Raw genomic sequence first — 17,902 nt, 5'->3', positions numbered from 1 at the left:
GCTGTTTGCGGGGGAGGGACCATGGTGAGGCGGGACAATCGGCGCGATCGTCTTGGCGATGCGGCTCTGGCGCAGAGGCTATTTTTGCTCCGTCTGGCCATCCTCGCTGCGTTCTGCGTCGGGCTGTTGATGTGTCCGGCCTTGTGGATCGGGCCGCGTTCCTATCCGGAGGTGCCGGTCGTCTCGATCCTGCCCCCGATCGAGGGCACCGTCGCGGTCATCCTCTATGGCGCGCTGTTCGTGTTGGCGGGACTCGCCGTGCTGGCTCCCCGCTCGCCTTGGTCGGTCACCGGCTTCCTCGCCATCGTCGCAGCGTTCTGCCTCGCGGACCAGACGCGGTGGCAACCCTGGGTCTTTCAATACAGCTGCCTACTCGCGATCTTGGTGCTCGGGGAAAGCCGCGGCGCGGATCATGCCGAGGACCTGCGCACGCTCAACGTAGCCCGGCTGGTCGTTGCCTTCACCTACGTCTTCTCAGGTCTCCAGAAGATCAACCTCAACTTCATGGAGTACGATTTTCCCTGGGTCGTCACGCCGATCACGGGCCTGCTCCCGTCGCTCGGCAGCGTTCTCAATGCCTTCGGCTTTGCGGTCCCCTTCATCCAGGTGGCGTTCGGCGCTGGTTTGCTGACGCGGCGTTTCCGTCGCGTCTCGCTGGTCGCCGCGGTCGCCATGCATGTCTTCATCCTGGCGATGTTCGGCCCGCTCGGGCTGAACTGGAACAACGTCGTCTGGCCATGGACCGCGACGATGGGGGTCTTCGACGTGCTGCTGTTTTCGGGGGAGGCTGACTTCTCCTGGCGCGACGTCGTGTGGAACGTACGCGACCTTCGTCACGGCGCGGCCTTGGCGTTGTTCGCCGTGCTGCCCATGCTGAGCTTCTTCAATCTCTGGGATTCCTACCTGTCTTCGGCGCTCTATTCCGGCAATCTGACGGAGGCGCAGATCTATCTCAGCGATCTCGGCGCAGCGACAACGCCGAGCAGCGTCAGGTCGCGCCTCGTCCACACCTCCGACAACACTAATGTGCTCAATCTCCAGCGCTGGGCGATCGAGGACCTCAACGTGACGCCCTATGCCGAGACACGCGTATTCAAGGCCATTGCGAAAGACCTGTGCGGCACATTGCGCGACCGCAATCAACTCGTGCTCGTCGTGAAGGAGCAGCGGATGTTCTTCAGCCGGCCGGAGGAGGGCTTTCGCTGCTCGCAATTGTGAGCGCCCGAAACGATGCGGCCCCCGATCTCGCAGGGGCCGCATTGCTGATGCTTGCGATGCGTTACGCCGCCGCGTTCGGGAAGCGGTAATCCTTGAACTGGTCGCGCAGCGCCGTCTTCAGGATCTTGCCAGTCGCGGTATGCGGGATGCCGTCGACGAAGGCGACGTCGTCGGGCATCCACCATTTCGCGATCTTGCCGTCCATGAACTTCAGGATGTCCTCGCGCGTGGCGTTCTGGCCTTGCTTGAGCTGCACGATCAGGAGCGGACGCTCGTCCCATTTCGGGTGGTAGACGCCAATCACGGCGGCCTCCGCCACCGCGGGGTGGCCGACCGCGAGGTTTTCCAGATCGATCGAGGAGATCCACTCGCCGCCGGACTTGATCACGTCCTTGGAACGGTCGGTGATCCGCATGTAGCCGGCCTCATCGATGGTCGAGACGTCGCCGGTGTCGAAGAAGCCTTCGTCGTCGAGGATATTGGTGTCGACGCGGTAATAGGCCTTGGCGACCGAAGGGCCGGAGACCTTGAGGCGGCCAAAGGTCTTGCCGTCCCAAGGCAGCTCCTTGCCGGCATCGTCGGTGATCTTCATCTCGACGCCGAACGGGGCGTAGCCCTGCATCTGCAGCACGTCGAGCCGGGCCTCGCCGGTCGCAGTCTGGAACGGAGGCTTCAGCGCCGCGACGGTGCCGATCGGGCTCATCTCGGTCATGCCCCAGGCGTGGCGCACGTTCGAGCCCATGTCGAGGAAGGCCTTGATCATCGAGCGCGGCATCGCCGAGCCGCCGCAGATCACCATCTTCAGGTCCGGCAGCTTCAGATTATTGGCGGCCATGTGCTGGAGCAGCATCAGCCACACCGTGGGCACGCCTGCCGTGTGGGTCACCTTCTCGGTCGAGAGCAGTTCATAGACCGAGGCGCCGTCGAGCTTGGCGCCGGGCATCACGAGCTTGGTGCCCTGCGAAGGAGCGGAAAAGGCGATGCCCCAACTGTTGGCATGGAACAGCGGCACCACCGGCAGCATTGTCTCGGACGCGCTGGTGCCGAGCGCGTCGACATTGTTGGCCATCAGGGCGTGCAGCACGTTGGAGCGATGCGAATACAAGACGCCCTTGGGATCGCCCGTCGTGCCGGAGGTGTAGCACATGGCGGCGGCCGTGTTCTCGTCGAAATCCTTCCATGCGAACTTGCCGTCGGCCTCCCCGATCCACTCCTCATAGGCGACGGCGTTTTTCAGCGTGGTCTGCGGCATATGTGCCTTGTCGGTGAGCACGACATAGCGCTCCACGCTCGGCAGCTTGTCGGCGAGCTTCTCCAGGATCGGAACGAAGGTGATGTCGGCCATCACGATGCGGTCCTGCGCATGGTTGATGATCCAGGCGATCTGCTCGGGGAAAAGCCGGGGATTGACGGTATGGCAGATGGCGCCGATGCCCATGATGCCGTACCAGACCTCGAGATGGCGCCAGGTATTCCAGGCGATCGTGGCGACGCGGTCGCCGAGCTTGATGCCGTCGCGCTCCAGCATCTGCGAAACTTTCAGGGCGCGCGCGTGGATTTCGGCATAGTTGGTGCGATGGATCGGTCCTTCGACCGAGCGCGTGACGACCTCCTGCTTGCCATGAATCCGAGCGGCATGTTCGATGATCCGGTGGCAGAGCAGAGGCCAATCTTGCATCAAACCAAGCATTCCGATGTTCCTCCGAATAGGGCTGGACTTGTTATTGCTCTCAGCTCTGGGCCAAAGAATTGTCATGAATTTTAGCGTGCCGGACTTTTGCCGCAAATGGTCTTGTCGCGGCTATATGTCCGCCGGCGCGGCAATGGTTACCGTCGCGCTGCTGTCGCTCGCGCCTGCCGAGGCGCGGAAATTCGCCCCACCGTTTGACCTGTTCGGCCTCGGCGCGCCCTGGCCTCACAGAACGGTTCACGCGGCCAAGATCCCCTTGCCGAAGCCACGGCCGGACGAAGCGCCAAAAACCGAGCCGCAAGCTCCGGCCGCAGAAGGCAAGCCGCCTGCCGACAAGACGGTCGAACCGGCGCCGCCGCCAGAGAAGCAGGCCTCGGCCTGTCGCCTCGCCCTGACCGAGGAAATTGCCATCGCACCCTCGATCCCCGACATTCATGGTCCGGGGGCCTGCGGCGGCGAGGATCTGGTGCGGCTCGAGGCGATCGTGCTGCCGGACAAGCGCAAGGTGCAGGTCAAGCCGGCCGCTATCCTTCGCTGTGGCATGGCGTCGGCCATTGCCGACTGGGTGCGCTCGGACATGGCGCCGCTCGCGACGAGCCTTGGAAGCACCATCAGCGATCTCGACAATTTCGATTCCTTCGAGTGTCGCGGCCGAAATCGTATCGTTGGCGCTATGCTGTCCGAGCATGGCCGCGCCAACGCGCTCGACGTGCGCGCGTTCAAGCTCGCCAACGGGCAGTCGATCGGGCTGACCGACCGTACCGTGCCGCGGGAGTTGCGCGAGCGCGTGCTGCATTCGGTCTGCGCGCGTTTTTCGACCGTGCTGGGGCCGGGATCGGACTGGTATCACGAGGACCATATCCATCTCGATCTGATGCAGCGCCGCAACAACTACCGGATCTGTCAGTGGAACGTCTGGGATCAACTGCCGCAGGTCGCGCCGCTGCTGCCGGCCGAACGGCCTGAGGAAGCCCCGCCGCGCGAGGTGGCGGCCAAGTCGGATGCCAAGTCCGATGCCAAGTCGGCTTCCAAGTCGGAGGAGACCAAGGAGGGCGCGGAGCAGGGCGATGCGGCGAGGTCTGGCGCGCCACAGCCGGACGAGCCCGCCGGCGCGCCCCAGGCGCCCCGGAAGCCGGCAACAAAAAAGCGCCGGTAGCGAGCCGGCGCTTTTTCGAAAGCCTCAGACAAGCCTAGTACTGTGAATTGCCGCCACCGCGCAGCGCGAGCTGTGAATTGTACGGGGAATCGCCGTGCTTCGGCTCGAGCACAACCACGATGGTGCCGACCTTGACACGGTTGTAGAGGTCGATCGCGTCCTCGTTGGTCAGGCGGATGCAGCCCGACGAGATCGAGGCGCCGATATATTCGGGCTGGTTGGTGCCGTGGATGCGGAACAGCGTGTCCTTGCCGCCCGAGTAGAGATACATCGCGCGGGAGCCCATCGGATTGTCGGGACCCGGCGCCACATAGGTCGGCACGCCCAGGCGCGAGATTTCGCCGGGGGTCGGATGCCAGGCCGGCCATTCGGTCATGCTGCCGACCTTGGCGATGCCCGACCACGCCATGGCTTCTTCGCCGACGGTGATGCCGTAGCGGATCGCCTTGCCGCCATCCATCACGTAGTAGAGGTAATGATTGTCGGAATCGACCACGATCGAGCCCGGCGATTCCTTGCGGTGGTAATCGACGATGGCGCGGCGGAACGGCTCGGCGACGGGGGTGTTCTCGTACCGAATCTTGGCGAGGAGTTCCTTGTCCTTCGGCTTGAAGGCCTTGGTATCGGTCGCCTCGTAATGCGTGGCTTGCATGCAGCCCGACAGCATCAGGCCGGCGGCCAGGATTCCCAACTTAACTTTCAGCGACGACATTGGCTTGGTTCCAATCGAAACAAATACCCATGCGCGGGCCTCGAGCTTGCCGCCCAAGTTCCACGATTCCGATAGACCTATTATCGGTTGAAACCTGCCACAATTCCAGCTTTTAGGGCTTTATCCCGCGCTGCAAGGCCCAAGCTGTGGCTTTTTTGCCGCAAGTTTTGGGGGCTCTGGGCCGATTTTTGAGCAAGTGATGCCGAGTAGGCGATTCCGCGCCACGGTTGCGCCATCGGCCGGCCACAAATGCGAACGCCCCGTTAATGTGATTGTCATCCCGCACCTGCCAGAATCGCGCTAAGGGCCGTAAACCCGCCTTTCGGTCCCCCACTGGAGTAGTTCATGTTTTCCGTGTTCGTTCCCTCCGAGTCCTCCCTGAAGAAGGCCGTCGTAGAAGATCTCGCGGTGCTGCCGGAGAACGCGGTGTGGATCGACCTGTTCAATCCTACCGCCGCGGAGGACAAAGCGGTGGAACGGCTCGCAGGTATCGCGATCCCGACCCGGGAGGACATGCAGGAGATCGAGATTTCCAGCCGTCTCTATATCGAGAACAGCGCGCGTTACATGACGGCGACGCTGATGTGCCACTCCGATACCGACATGCCCCGGACCACCGCGGTCACCTTCATCCTCGGCGACCATCGGCTTGTGACGGTACGTTATGACCTGCCGAAGCCCTTCGCGCTGGTCGAGGCCAAGCTGGCCCGCGCCTGCACCCCCGCCATCACCGGCGAGATGGTACTGATGGAACTTCTGGACGCCGTGATCGACCGCTGCGCCGACATTCTCGAACGCTGCGGCGCCGACATCGACCAAGTCTCGCACGACATTTTCGAGCCCGAGAGCGAGCGCCACGGTCATGCCAAGCAATATTCCCAGATACTGATCGCAATCGGCCGCAAGGGCGACCTGACGTCGAAGGTTCGCGAGAGTCTGGTGTCGATCGGCCGCGTCGTCACCTTCCTGTCGGCGATCGTGGAAGGCGTGAAATGGTCCAAGGACATGCGCGAGCAGCTCAAGACCATGCAGCGTGACGTGGCATCGCTGACCGACCATGCCTCCTATCTCTCGAACAAGATCACCTTCGTGCTCGACGCCATGCTGGGCGTCGTCAACCTCGAGCAGAACAACATCATCAAGCTGTTCTCGGTGATGGCCGTGGTTCTGATGCCGCCGACGCTGATCGCGTCAATCTACGGCATGAACTTCAAGGCGATGCCGGAGCTCGAATGGGCGCATGGTTATCCGATGGCGCTGGTGATGATGCTTGCTGCCGCGATTGTTCCGTACTGGATATTCAAGTGGAAGAAGTGGCTGTGAGATAGCTACCGAACGGTTACGCCGTTTGCGGAGAGACGGTGAACGCGCGTTGTGAAATGTGGCGCTGTGTAGACAGTATCTGGGTCACAATCTCTGCCTCATTTCCTCAGCTAAAATTTGAGTGTTGGGCTGAACGTTTGGGCGAAACTTGTCTGCGATAAGCAGCGGGTAAGCCGCGAGGAACAGCCATGGTTGAAAAAAGCATAACGACGCTCCGCAACGTCATCGATCTGGCGAGCTATCGTCAGGTCGTGGCGAACGGCAAGGCGTCGTCGATGTCGGCACGGCTGTGCCGGCACTGTGGTGCTCCGCTGCTCGATGGTGAGAACGACGACGACTGCTCGACAGCATTCAACGTAGCCGCTCCGCGGCTGCGCGAGACGTCGCGTCGCATTCGTGCCGATTGAGAAACGGGAGGGGTTAAGGCAATCCAGGTCTTGCGGCGGCTTTGTCTGGATTGCCTTGCTTCCGTTTCCAGGTACGGGTCATACTTGAAAAAAAGCCGCATCGTCGCGCAATCCCTTAGCGCCTCACGATCTCCGCCACAGTCAGCAGCGTTTCGGTGATCACGCCATTGCGGCTGAAGGGCGCAAGACGCTCCTCGACATCGCGCAGCATCGCCTCGACATTGTCACCCAATACTTCGGGCGATGACGAGGAAAAGGTGAGCACGCGCCGCGCCAGATCAGTCACGCTGATCTCGTGCCTCGTCTCGACCCTGATCACGTCCGCCACGTGAAATGCGCTACCTTGGAAAAAGTCCGGCAGGTCGCGGTGTATTCGCTCGCCGCGGCCGGCATCCGCCCAGAAGCCGGCTTGTGACCAGTTGCGGCGCACCGCATTGTAATCGTCGAGCCACGGATTGCGTCCATCGGGGGCTGAAAACGACACGCAGATGGCGATCGCGCCGTCTTGCGCGACCAGCCGCTCGAACACTGCAAGGATGGACGCACGATCCATCCAATGCAGGGCACGCCCGATTGTCACGAGGTCGAAAGTGCCGATGCCGGCCGGAAGCATCTCGGCCTTGCTCTCGATCAGCCTGAGATTCCGGCCGGCGCGCGCGGCCGCACGCCGTGCGGCCTCGACCATGTCCGGTTCCGGGTCGACGCCGACAATGCGGCCGACATAGGGGGCGAAGCCCAGAGCGAGCAGCCCGGGGCCGGTGCCGAGGTCGATCAGCGCGGATCGCTCGGTGAGGGCGAGCTTCTGCGCGACGCTGCGAAAGAATTCCGGCGGATAAGGTGGCCGCAGGTCCTCGTAGAGCGCAGCCGTCGTTGCGAACCGACCCATCGCTCCTCCCGCGGTCCTTTCCTCATCTACACGTGTTGGCCGCCGTTGATGTGGATCTCGGCGCCGTTCACGTAGGACGACGTTTCCGTGCATAGCACGTATATGATCTTGGCGACCTCGTCAGGCGTGCCGAGACGGTGCATCGGGATTTGCTGGTCGACGATCTTCTCGGTGCCCGGCGACAGGATCGAGGTGTCGATCTCGCCCGGCGCGATCGCATTGACGCGCACGCCGACGCGACCGAAGTCGGAGGCCATCTCGCGCGTGAGCGCGGCGAGCGCGGCTTTCGAGGTGGCATAGGCCGCGCCCGCGAAGGGATGCACCCGCGAGCCGGCGATCGATGTCACGTTGACCACCGATCCCTTCGCAGCCTTCAACTCCTCGATCAGCCCGCGCGCGATCATGATCGGCGCAAAGAAGTTGACGTGGAAGACGTGCGTCCAGGTGTCGAGATCGGTATCGACTGAGCCTAGCCGGCCGCCGCCGGGGCCCTTCGGTGAGATCGCGGCGTTGTTGACGAGCGCATGCAGCGTGCCGCCTTCGAGGCGACGGCGGATCTCATCGATTGCGCGCGAGGTGTCCGCGGGATCGGCAAGGTCGACCTGGATGTGATCCTCCGGGCCGGCGTCCCACGGGCAGTCCTCGGGAAACGCATGCCGCGAACAGGTGATGACGCGCCAGCCCGCCGACGAGAAGCGGATCACGGTGGCGTGGCCGATACCGCGGCTCGCCCCGGTCAGGAGCAGCGTGCGGCGCGGCGCGTTGGATGAATGCGGCATGGGGTCTTTCAGTTTCGGGCCTTAGGGATACATCCGCGTCTTGGACCATGGCTGGCCCACCGCGTCACGGCGAAATTCGATGCGGTCGTGCAATCGGAACGGGCGGTCGTGCCAGAACTCGATACGCAATGGCGTGATGCGCCAGCCGCTCCAGCCCGGCGGCCGCGGCACCTCGCCGATGATGTACTTGGCGGCGACCTTGGCGATCGCCTGCTCGAAGGCGAACCGGCTCTCCAGCGCCTCGGACTGCTTGCTGGCCCAAGTGCCGATCTGCGCCTGCTTGGGGCGAGTGGCGAAATAGGCGTCGGCTTCCGCGTCGGTCACCGGCGTCACGTTGCCGCGGATGCGCACCTGTCGGCGCAGCGACTTCCAGTGAAAAAGTAACGCGGCCTTAGGATTTGCGGCGAGTTCACGGCCCTTCTGGCTCGCGATGTGGCTGTAGAAGACGAAACCGTCGGTATCGAAGCCTTTCATCAGCACCATGCGCACGTCTGGCAGGCCGTCCGCGTCGACGGTCGAGAGCGCCATCGCGTTGGGATCATTCGGCTCGCTCTTGATCGCCTCGTTCAGCCAGGCCTCGAACAGCGCGAACGGCTCGTCGGCGGCGGTGAAATCACCGGATGTTAAGGGTGTCTGGTGTTTCATCGAGGTCGTGTCGGTCATGTCTGGAGTCCGAGTTGCGTTCTGCGGCCCAAAGCGTGGTGTTGTCCGCTTCCGCCCTATATAGGGCATGGGGCACCGTTGGCCTATCGGCGATCCGGCCCTCCGGCCTCGTCATGACAATGATTCTAATCGGGCTCGGCGCAGGCGGCTGCAGCCTCTCACGCACTGATGGCGGCAGCGCCTTGGCCAAGGGACCGTTCGCCAAGATGGACGACAGCGATGTCACCGGGGCGATCACCGCTCAGGCGCCGACCGAGAGCGATCTCGCCTTCGCCCGCAACGCGGCCTCAGACGTGCTGAGCCAGGGCGACAAGGATGCCAGCCAGCACTGGGAAAATCCGCAGACCGGAGCACGCGGCTCGGTGACCCCGATCGCGCAGTCCTACGCCGCCGAAGACGGCCGCAAATGCCGGGATTTCCTGGCGAGCTACGTCAACGGCCGGACCGAAAGCTGGCTCCAGGGCGCCGGCTGCCAGACCGGCCATGGCCGTTGGGAGATTCATACGCTAAAGCCATGGCGGAGCTAGGATTCGCTCAGCGAGCCTAGTTGCAAAAATGCCACGGGCACCCCAGATGATTGACAGGTGGGGCGGGGAGCCCTTTTTGACACCATCGATTTCCGTGAAGGGAGACGTGACGGATGCGCGACCCCTATGAGGTCTTGGGGGTGCCGCGGAGCGCCAACGCTGCCGCGATCAAGAGCGCCTATCGCAAGCTCGCCAAGAAGCATCATCCCGACAGCAACAAGAACGACCCGAAGGCAGCCGAGCGCTTCGCCGAGATCAACACTGCGAACGAGATCCTTGGCGACGAGGACAAGCGCAAGCAGTTCGATCGCGGCGAGATCGATGCCGACGGCAAGCCGCGCTTCCAGGGCTTTCCGGGCGGCGGGGGCCCGCGCGGGCGCGCCGGCCCCGGTGGCTTCGAATACTCATTCCGTTCCGGCGGCGGCGGTCCGGGTGGAGGCGCGTTCGAGGACATTCTCAACAGCATGTTCGGCGGCGCGGCACGCGGTGCACGCCCCGGTGGCGGCCCGCAATTCGAGTTCGACACCGGCGGGGTCGGGGTCGATCTCGACCTCAACGTCGCCATGACTGTATCGCTGGAAGAGGCGGTCCATGGCGGGGACAAGCGCGTCCGGCTGCCGACCGGCAAGGAGCTCAACGTCAAGATTCCGGCCGGGGTTACGAGCGGGCAGCAGATCCGGCTTAAGGGGCAGGGCGAGACCGCCCCCGGCCATCCGCCGGGCGACCTGCTCATCACCGTCACCATTGGCCCGCATCCGTTCTTCAAGGTCGATGGCGCCGATTTGCGGATCGATTTGCCGGTCACGCTCTATGAGGCGGTGCTCGGCGGCAAGGTCCGTGTGCCGACGCTCGGCAATGCGGTCGAACTGACGATCCCGAAAAACACCTCGAGCGGCCGGACTTTCCGGCTCAAGGGCAAGGGTCTGCCGAAATCGGGTGGGACGGGTGACCTCTTCGTCACCACCCGCATCATGCTGCCGGACGGGAACGATGCCGAGCTTGAAGCATTGATGCAGAAGTGGCGGGACCAGCACCCCTACAATCCGCGTAGTGGGCTCGGCTAACGCATGATCGGGACGAGCGGGGTGCGCTCGTCGGAATGGATCGTGCGCTCGCAGAGAGCATTTTCCCCAACAGGTAATGCTCCGATAGACGCATGGAGCGCGGCGGCGCTCTGGCGCAGTCGTGTCCGGCGTGCCGGCTGCCGCAAGGCAGCCGCGAAAAGAGTGCGGCCTCGAGAGGGGGACCAGCGCGGTACCAAAAACCCCAATCGAGGCCGCCTGCGCCGATCGGCGGATCGAACGCTACTCATTTTCGCGTGATCATCCGGTGCGATAATGAGACGTGTCGATGTCTTGATTCCAAATTTTCAATGTCGGAATCTTGGCGAACGCGCTTGTGCGGTTGTCTAGGTGCCGTTCTTCTCCGCCTGGTCGTAGACGGCGCGCGCGACCTTGGTGAGCCGGTCGCGGTCGCCGCCGCCGCTCACGACGTAGCCGACGCCGCGGTCAGCCCAGAACAAGGCGCCATCCTTGTCCATCGTGGTGTAACGCATCTGCGTTTCGCCGGTCGCGGTCTTGGCGGTGTAGATCGTGAACCGTTCGCCGGAGGCGCCCTCATACATCAGGAAGGAGGCCGGGCCGTTCGGCCCCGGCAGCAGCCGGCCGCCGACGAGTTTGAGGCCACTCGCCTCGAGATTCGGCGCGAACACCGTCCATCCGCAGCGCTTGGTCAGCCAGGCCTGGAGATGGTCGCGCTCATTGCCGGGGACCTCGACGGGGTGGCGAACCTCGACGACGTAGAGGCGGTGGGCGTCCAGCGCATCCTCGGTGAAGCTCTGGAAGGTCGAGGGCCTGTTGGCGGCGCCGTGCGCCACCCAGCCGGCCGCGCCGCCGGCGACGAAGGCCAGCAGGGCCGCTGCCGCCGCGCCATAGAGCCATTGCCTGGGGCGGCGCACCAGCCGCTCGAGCTCCAGGCGTCTCGGCACCGGCTCCTGTGCCACGGTGCCGTAGCGTACGTGCAGCAACTCGGCCATCGCGCGCCAGGAGTTCACCCGCGCGGCCTCCTCGGGATGGGCGGCAAGCCAGGCCTCGACGTCGGCGCGGCGCTCAGCCGGCAACTCGCCGTCGACATAGGCGTGCAATTCGTCCTCGGTTACGGAAATCCTGCGCTCGGTCATTTCGCTCGTCTCTGACTCGTCGGCTCGAAATATCGTTTGCCGTTCAAATCCATTCGTCCCCGCAGCATGCATAAAGCGACGAAAATCCCGCGGAAAATCCGATGTGTGGGCCTTTGCTCGAACCCTGCCATCATTTGACCCTTCTCAGCACCGGCCGCTCGCCGTCCAGCGCCGCCTTGATGTGGGCCCGGGCGCGCGCAAGGCGCGACATCACCGTGCCGATCGGCACGCCCTGGATGTCGGCGACCTCGCGGTAGCTCAAGCCTTCCAGCATCACGAGCAGCAGCACCGAGCGCTGCTCCTCCACCAGCGTCGCCAGCGCCTTCTCGATGTCCCGCCCTTCTGCCTCCGTCCCGCTGGCGTCGGGATTGTTCTCGGAGAGCTGCATGAACTGCGGTCGCCTCGCAAGCGAGCGGCGACGGTTCTTGTTGAGGTTGGTCAGGATGGTGTAGAGCCAGCTCCTGACGTCGCCCCCGAGAAACAGCCGCTCCGAGCGCAGCGCGCGCACCAGCGTGTCCTGCACCAGATCGTCGGCGATGTCGGCGTCGCGTGCGAGCGCACGAGCATAGCGCCGAAGCGCCGGGATCATGGCTTCAACACTCTGGCGAAACGCGCTCATGCCGCCTCGATTGTCCTTCGTTCGGCGCGAGCGCCTTCACTGATCATAACACCCGAACGGAACGGCTATTCCGGCAAACGAAACAGCGTTAACGCCGCGGATTAGGACTGTACCGCAGGGAGGCGCTGGTGTACCTCCAGATCTCTTGACCAGCTCGATTGGATGACAGGCATGGCGCAGAATTCGGGTCTGATGCAGGGCAAGCGCGGGGTGATCCTCGGCGTTGCCAACAACCGCTCGATCGCCTGGGGCATCGCCAAGGCATGCCACGCCGCCGGCGCCGAGCTCGCATTCACGTATCAGGGTGATGCGCTGAAGAAGCGGGTCGAGCCGCTCGCCGCCGAGATCGGTGGCCTCGTGCTCGGCCATTGCGACGTGACGGACGCTGCGTCCATCGATGCGGCGTTTGCGGTCGTGCAGGAGAAATGGGGCAAGATCGACTTCGTGGTGCACGCGATCGCCTATGGCGAGCAGCTCGACGGCCGCTATGTCGACACCACGCAGGAGAACTTCACCAAGTCGATGCTGATCTCCTGCTACTCGCTGACCGCGATCGCGCAGCGCGCCGAGAAGCTGATGACGGATGGCGGCTCGATCATCACGCTGTCCTATTACGGCGCCGAGAAATGGATGCCGCATTACAACATCATGGGCGTGGCGAAGGCCGCGCTGGAAGCCAGCGTGCGCTATCTCGCTGCCGATCTCGGTGAGAAGAACATTCGCGTCAACGCGATCTCGGCGGGGCCGATCAAGACGCTGGCCGCTTCGGGCATCGGCGATTTCCGCTACATCCTGAAATGGAACGAGGTCAACGCGCCGATGCGGCGCAACGTGACGACCGAGGACGTCGGCGGCAGCGCGCTCTATTTCCTGTCGGACCTGTCGCGCGGCGTTACCGGCGAGGTGCATCACGTCGATTCCGGCTACCATGTGCTCGGCATGAAGCGGCCGGATGCGCCGGATATGGCGCTGGGCGGGAAGGACTAACCTCCGTTCGACAATGCCCGCGCCCACGATCTACTACCTTCGCCACGGCGAAACCGAGTGGAATGCGCTCGGGCGCCTTCAAGGCACGCAGGACATCCCGCTGAACGCGCGCGGCCGCGGCCAGGCCGTGCAGGCCGCCGGCATCCTCGCCGATCTCTTTGCTCGCGAAGGCCGCGACAAGGCTTTGCTGCCCTATGTCTCGAGCCCGCTCGGGCGCGCGCGCATGACCATGGAGCTCGCGCGCGGCAAGCTCGGCCTTCCGATTGCCGACTATTCGCTCGACGACCGCCTGCGCGAGATCGGCTACGGCGCCTGGGAGGGACTGACGCTGCCGGAGAGCGAAGCCGCCGACCCTGATGTCTACGCGCGGCGCCTGATCGACAAGTGGACGGTGGCGCCCTCGGACGGCGAGACCTATGCCGACGTCCAGGCCCGCATGCGCGACTGGTACGACCAGCTCCGGACCGACACGGTCGCGGTCGCCCATGGCGGCACCGCGCGTGCCCTGATGGTGACGCTCGGGCTGGAGACCCCCGCGAGCGCCGCCGAGCTCTATATCGAGCAGGGTGTCGTTTACGTGTTCCGGGACGGCCGGCTGGAGAAGCATAGTTAACCCAGGGCGTCTTCATTCCGGGGCGGTGCGAAGCACCGAACCCGGAAACTCGTCGTTCCGGGTTCGCCCTTCGGGCGCTCCGGAATGACGGGAACAGGGTTGAACGCCCGCTCCCTGAGCGCTACCACAAGTCCGAACCGACTTACGATCCAGCGAGCAGCGATGTCCTTCAACACCTTCGGCCATATGTTCCGTGTCACCACCTTCGGCGAAAGCCATGGAGTGGCGATCGGCTGCGTGGTCGACGGCTGCCCGCCGCTCATCCCGCTCGTCGAGGCCGACATCCAGCGCGACCTCGATCGCCGCCGGCCCGGTCAGTCGCGCTTCACGACCCAGCGCCAGGAGCCGGACCAGGTGAAAATCCTCTCCGGCGTGATGGCGCATCCGGAGACCGGCGAGCAGGTGACCACGGGCACGCCGATCGGGCTGCTGATCGAGAACACCGACCAGCGCTCGAAGGACTATTCCGAGATCAAGGACAAGTTTCGCCCCGGCCACGCCGACTTCACGTACGAAGCCAAATATGGCCTGCGCGACTATCGAGGCGGCGGGCGTTCCTCGGCCCGTGAGACCGCGATGCGGGTCGCCGCCGGCGCCATCGCGCGAAAGGTGCTGCCCGGTGTGAGCGTGCGCGGCGCGCTGGTTCAGATCGGTCCGCACAAGATCGACCGCGACAAATGGGATTGGGAGGAGATCGCGAAGAATCCGTTCTTCTGCCCGGACAAGGACAAGGCGGCGTTCTTCGAGAGCTATCTCGACGGCATCCGCAAGAGCGGCTCCTCGATCGGTGCCGTGATCGAGGTGGTGGCCGAGGGCGTGCCGGCAGGATTGGGCGCACCGATCTACGCAAAGCTCGATTCCGATCTCGCGGCGGCGATGATGACCATCAACGCGGTGAAGGGCGTCGAGATCGGCGCAGGTTTTGGCGCGGCGGAACTCACCGGGGAGGAGAACGCCGACGAGATGCGCACCGGCAATGACGGCACGCGCTTCCTGTCCAATCATGCCGGCGGCGTGCTGGGCGGCATCTCCACCGGACAGCCGGTGGTGGTGCGTTTTGCGGTGAAGCCGACCTCGTCGATCCTGCAGCCGCGCCTGACCGTCGATCGCAAGGGCACTGATACCGAGATCTTCACGAAGGGCCGCCACGATCCCTGCGTCGGCATCCGCGCGGTTCCGGTGGGCGAGGCCATGATGGCCTGCGTGCTGGCCGACCACTTCCTGCGCGACCGCGGGCAGGTCGGGCGTTAACTAGCCGTCGGCGCTGCTTGACGGCTCGAACCGTTCGCCCGCAAATTGTGGCGCCATGGATGCATCTGAAATCAGCGCCATCACCGACTGGCTGATCGACGGAGCACGCTCGGCGCCGATGCCGAGCCAGCTTGTGTCCCAATGCTGCGAGCGCTTGGTCGCGGCCGGACTGCCGTTGTGGCGGGTCGGCGTCTTCATCCGCACGCTGCACCCCGAAATCTTCGGCCGCAATTTCATCTGGCGGCAAGGCGCGGCCGAGGTCGAGGTCGGCACTGTGGATTTCGAGATCCAGGAGACGCCGGAGTTCAAGAAGAGCCCGCTCAGCCTCGTTTTCAACCAGGGTCTCGAGGTGCGCGGCAATCCCGACGATCCCGGCGACGTCGAGCGCTTTCCTTTTCTGCAGGACCTCAAGGAGGAAGGCGCCACGGATTACGTTGCGACGCCGCTGCGCTTCCTCGACGATACCGTCCACGCGATGACCTGGACCACCAAACAACCCGGCGGCTTCAGCGATGCGCAGGTCGCGGTGTTGCGCGCGTTGACGAAACCTCTGACGCGCCTCACCGAGATCATCACGCTGCGCCGCACCGCCACGACGCTGCTCGATACCTATGTCGGCAACCGTGCTGGTGAGCGCATCATGGGCGGCCAGATCCGCCGCGGCCACACCGACAGCATGCAGGCCGTCATCTGGCTCTCCGACTTGCGTGGCTTCACCGCGCTGTCGGACCGTTTGCCGGCCGAGACCGTGGTCGAGATCCTCAACCATTATTTCGACTGCCAGGTCGCATCGATCCGCGTTCACGGCGGCGAGGTGCTGAAGTTCATGGGCGACGGCCTGCTCGCGGTGTTTCCGATCGACGAATATATCGGGGATGCGAACCACGTCTGCGCGCGCGTGCTCGAGGCCGCGCGCGAGTCGCGCTGCAGTGTCGATGCGCTGGCGTATCCGGTTGGTGAGGCGATCGAGCGCTTCCGCTTCGGCGTCGCGCTGCATGTCGGCAACATCCTTTACGGCAATATCGGCGGCGGCAACCGTCTCGACTTCACCTGCATCGGTCCCGCCGTGAATCTTGCCGCGCGATTGGAGAAGATCGCCGGCCGCATGGGACGGACGGTGGTGGCCTCCGAGAATTTCGTCCGCGCCTGCGGCGCCGCGTGGAACGAGCTCGGCGAATTTCCGATCGCGGGCTTTTCGAAGGCGCAGCGCGTCTATGGCCTTGCAGAGGAAGCGCCGGTGGAGATGGCGTAGGGCATATCCAGCGGGACTGGGCCCGACACATTGCCGCTACAATAGAAAGGGTATACTATTCGTCATTGCTCAGCCGGTTCGACACACCGGCCTTTCGTTCGATCCTGCATTGCGTCGCGAAAAGAGGGGCATCACCATGCCGATTACGACGCTGAAGGTCTTGGCGAGCCTCATCCAGCTGCATGGGCCAGGCGCAACAATTCAAAGCGACCATCAGGGCATCGACGCACTATTGAACGACCTGCGTGGGCAGAGTGCGGAGCAAGGCGTCGTCTCCGGCGAACCCGTAGTGACCCAGGCCGCTTTCAGACGAGGAGCTTTTGCCAAAGGGCCAAATGCTGGCGCCTTTCGCAGAGGGGGATACGCTCCCGGCGTGGGCGCGTTCCGCCGAGGGGGATTTGTTCGAGGATACTAGGTCCTACAACCCCGTCTCGGTGTCGGCATGTCGGCTGACGGTTCAGATTTAACCGCCTTCGAGGATCAGCCGATCACGCAGTTGCTGGTCAAGGTCGCAACGCGATGTAACATCGACTGCTCCTATTGTTACTGGTTCCGCGACGCCTCCGTTTACAGCAAGCCCAAGCTGATGAGCCCTGATGTGCAGCAGAAATTGCTGCAGCGCATCGAGGAGCACGTCGCCAGATACGTGCTCGTCGATTTTCCCATCATTTTGCATGGCGGTGAACCGCTGCTGTGGGGCGTCGAGAACTTCCACCGGTTTGCCGAAGCCTGCGAGAGTATTTCGTCACGGACGGGCTGCGACATACCCATTGCGGTCACGACCAATGGTGTCTTGATCGATGACGAATGGCTAAGCTGCTTCGAGGCCCGCAACATCTCGGTTGCGATCAGTCTGGACGGGCCGGCACATATTCACGACCTTCACCGCAAGACGTTTCAGGGCACGGGCACCCATGCCGCCGTGGAGCGTGCAGCGCGCATGCTGACATCGCGCAACATCAGCGTCATTGCGCTGGCGGTCTGCAATCCCGCCTACGCGCCGCAGCAATATGCCGACTTTTTCGCCGCGTGCGGCATCTCCAACTACGACATCATGATCCCGGACGCGACGGTGGACGAGAAGCCGCCATCCATTGCCGCATTCTACAAAGGGCTGTTCGACCTGTGGCTGGAGGCAAATCGCACGAAGCCGACGTCCGATATCCGTATCATTTCCGACATGATCACGGCCCTGCTTGGCAACAATTCGCCGACGGAGGGCGTGGGCCACAAACCCGTCGAGCTTTGCACTGTCATGACCGATGGCACCGTCGAGGCTCACGACGTGCTGCGGATTGCAGGTGATGGTTTCACGAATACGAGCTTCAACATCTTCGATCACGCGATCGACGAGGTCAGGAACGAGCCTCGCTGGAAAGCCGCGCGCGATGCGTCGATCAATCTCTGCGCGAAATGTCGTTCATGCAAATTCATGAACGCCTGCGGGGGAGGCTATCTTCCGCATCGTTTCTCCAAGAAGAACGGCTACGATAATCCCTCGGTCTATTGCGACGATCTCTATTCGATGTTTGAGACCATGCAATCCGCCCTGGCGAGCCACCTCTATGTCAGCAAGCCGGACGGCGACCGCATCAATTTGCGCGACACGTTGGCGGGTACCTAACGGACGCGTGAACCGA

At 63.7% G+C, this 17,902-nt stretch carries 18 protein-coding genes; 11 read left to right on the top strand and 7 right to left on the bottom strand.

Annotated elements, in window-relative coordinates; all coding sequences use genetic code 11:
- Window positions 1-21: 21 nt before the first annotated feature.
- Window positions 22-1,218, top strand: coding sequence for a hypothetical protein (locus ACV1FX_RS13890; RefSeq protein ID WP_473118116.1), 1,197 nt, complete (start codon window positions 22-24; stop codon window positions 1,216-1,218).
- 61 nt (window positions 1,219-1,279) lie between these two features.
- Here ACV1FX_RS13890 and ACV1FX_RS13885 read toward each other — a convergent pair whose 3' ends face one another.
- Window positions 1,280-2,908 carry a fatty-acid--CoA ligase gene (locus tag ACV1FX_RS13885; RefSeq protein ID WP_473118115.1) on the bottom strand — a complete coding sequence of 543 codons (1,629 nt, stop codon included), beginning with the start codon at window positions 2,906-2,908 and terminating at the stop codon, window positions 1,280-1,282.
- A gap of 64 nt (window positions 2,909-2,972) precedes the next feature.
- Here ACV1FX_RS13885 and ACV1FX_RS13880 point away from each other — a divergent pair, with 64 nt between their 5' ends.
- Window positions 2,973-4,064, top strand: a complete 1,092-nt coding sequence (locus ACV1FX_RS13880) for an extensin family protein (protein ID WP_473118114.1) — start codon at window positions 2,973-2,975, stop codon at window positions 4,062-4,064.
- A gap of 34 nt (window positions 4,065-4,098) precedes the next feature.
- Here ACV1FX_RS13880 and ACV1FX_RS13875 read toward each other — a convergent pair whose 3' ends face one another.
- Entirely contained in the window at window positions 4,099-4,776 is a 678-nt protein-coding gene (locus ACV1FX_RS13875; protein ID WP_473118113.1) for a L,D-transpeptidase, read from the bottom strand.
- A gap of 345 nt (window positions 4,777-5,121) precedes the next feature.
- Between ACV1FX_RS13875 and ACV1FX_RS13870 the strand changes: the two genes are divergently transcribed.
- Both ACV1FX_RS13870 and ACV1FX_RS13865 read left to right on the top strand, forming a co-directional pair.
- Window positions 5,122-6,099: a magnesium transporter CorA family protein gene (locus ACV1FX_RS13870; RefSeq protein ID WP_473118112.1), complete on the top strand. Its 978-nt coding sequence runs from the start codon at window positions 5,122-5,124 to the stop codon at window positions 6,097-6,099.
- 188 nt (window positions 6,100-6,287) lie between these two features.
- Window positions 6,288-6,506: a hypothetical protein gene (locus tag ACV1FX_RS13865; protein ID WP_473118111.1), complete on the top strand. Its 219-nt coding sequence runs from the start codon at window positions 6,288-6,290 to the stop codon at window positions 6,504-6,506.
- Window positions 6,507-6,621: 115 nt separating this feature from the next.
- Here ACV1FX_RS13865 and ACV1FX_RS13860 read toward each other — a convergent pair whose 3' ends face one another.
- Genes ACV1FX_RS13860 through pdxH form a run of 3 tightly spaced genes read right to left on the bottom strand, consistent with a single transcriptional unit; the run spans window position 6,622 to window position 8,834 of the window.
- Window positions 6,622-7,392 (bottom strand): class I SAM-dependent methyltransferase, encoded by a 771-nt coding sequence (locus ACV1FX_RS13860; protein WP_473118110.1) that lies wholly within the window; start codon window positions 7,390-7,392, stop codon window positions 6,622-6,624.
- Between the two features lie 26 nt (window positions 7,393-7,418).
- Entirely contained in the window at window positions 7,419-8,171 is a 753-nt protein-coding gene (locus ACV1FX_RS13855; protein WP_473118109.1) for an SDR family NAD(P)-dependent oxidoreductase, read from the bottom strand.
- Window positions 8,172-8,192: 21 nt separating this feature from the next.
- A complete protein-coding gene (gene pdxH / locus ACV1FX_RS13850; protein ID WP_473118108.1) occupies window positions 8,193-8,834 on the bottom strand; it encodes a pyridoxamine 5'-phosphate oxidase in 642 nt (213 codons plus the stop codon).
- Between the two features lie 113 nt (window positions 8,835-8,947).
- On the opposite strand from pdxH, the gene ACV1FX_RS13845 reads away from it, so the two are divergent.
- Complete coding sequence (locus ACV1FX_RS13845; RefSeq protein ID WP_473118107.1) at window positions 8,948-9,361, top strand: RT0821/Lpp0805 family surface protein; 414 nt, start codon at window positions 8,948-8,950, stop codon at window positions 9,359-9,361.
- Window positions 9,362-9,474: 113 nt separating this feature from the next.
- Entirely contained in the window at window positions 9,475-10,425 is a 951-nt protein-coding gene (locus ACV1FX_RS13840) for a DnaJ C-terminal domain-containing protein (protein WP_473118106.1), read from the top strand.
- Window positions 10,426-10,769: 344 nt separating this feature from the next.
- On the opposite strand, the gene ACV1FX_RS13835 is transcribed toward ACV1FX_RS13840, so the two are convergent.
- Together ACV1FX_RS13835 and ACV1FX_RS13830 are read right to left on the bottom strand one after the other, a co-directional pair.
- Window positions 10,770-11,540: an anti-sigma factor family protein gene (locus ACV1FX_RS13835; protein ID WP_473118105.1), complete on the bottom strand. Its 771-nt coding sequence runs from the start codon at window positions 11,538-11,540 to the stop codon at window positions 10,770-10,772.
- A 130-nt stretch (window positions 11,541-11,670) separates the two neighbouring features.
- Window positions 11,671-12,159, bottom strand: a complete 489-nt coding sequence (locus tag ACV1FX_RS13830; protein ID WP_473118104.1) for a sigma-70 family RNA polymerase sigma factor — start codon at window positions 12,157-12,159, stop codon at window positions 11,671-11,673.
- A 171-nt stretch (window positions 12,160-12,330) separates the two neighbouring features.
- On the opposite strand from ACV1FX_RS13830, the gene fabI reads away from it, so the two are divergent.
- The 5 genes from fabI (at window position 12,331) to ACV1FX_RS13805 (ending at window position 17,886) form a co-directional block, all read left to right on the top strand.
- On the top strand, window positions 12,331-13,146 hold the full coding sequence (gene fabI, locus ACV1FX_RS13825) for an enoyl-ACP reductase FabI (protein ID WP_473118103.1): 816 nt from the start codon (window positions 12,331-12,333) through the stop codon (window positions 13,144-13,146).
- A gap of 13 nt (window positions 13,147-13,159) precedes the next feature.
- Complete coding sequence (locus ACV1FX_RS13820; RefSeq protein ID WP_473118102.1) at window positions 13,160-13,759, top strand: histidine phosphatase family protein; 600 nt, start codon at window positions 13,160-13,162, stop codon at window positions 13,757-13,759.
- Window positions 13,760-13,921: 162 nt separating this feature from the next.
- On the top strand, window positions 13,922-15,010 hold the full coding sequence (gene aroC, locus ACV1FX_RS13815) for a chorismate synthase (protein ID WP_473118101.1): 1,089 nt from the start codon (window positions 13,922-13,924) through the stop codon (window positions 15,008-15,010).
- A 55-nt stretch (window positions 15,011-15,065) separates the two neighbouring features.
- A complete protein-coding gene (locus tag ACV1FX_RS13810; protein WP_473118100.1) occupies window positions 15,066-16,262 on the top strand; it encodes an adenylate/guanylate cyclase domain-containing protein in 1,197 nt (398 codons plus the stop codon).
- A gap of 442 nt (window positions 16,263-16,704) precedes the next feature.
- Complete coding sequence (locus ACV1FX_RS13805) at window positions 16,705-17,886, top strand: radical SAM protein (protein WP_473118099.1); 1,182 nt, start codon at window positions 16,705-16,707, stop codon at window positions 17,884-17,886.
- Window positions 17,887-17,902: the final 16 nt, after the last annotated feature.

Source organism: Bradyrhizobium ingae (assembly GCF_055791185.1).
This window is presented reverse-complemented; position numbering and strand designations above follow the sequence as displayed.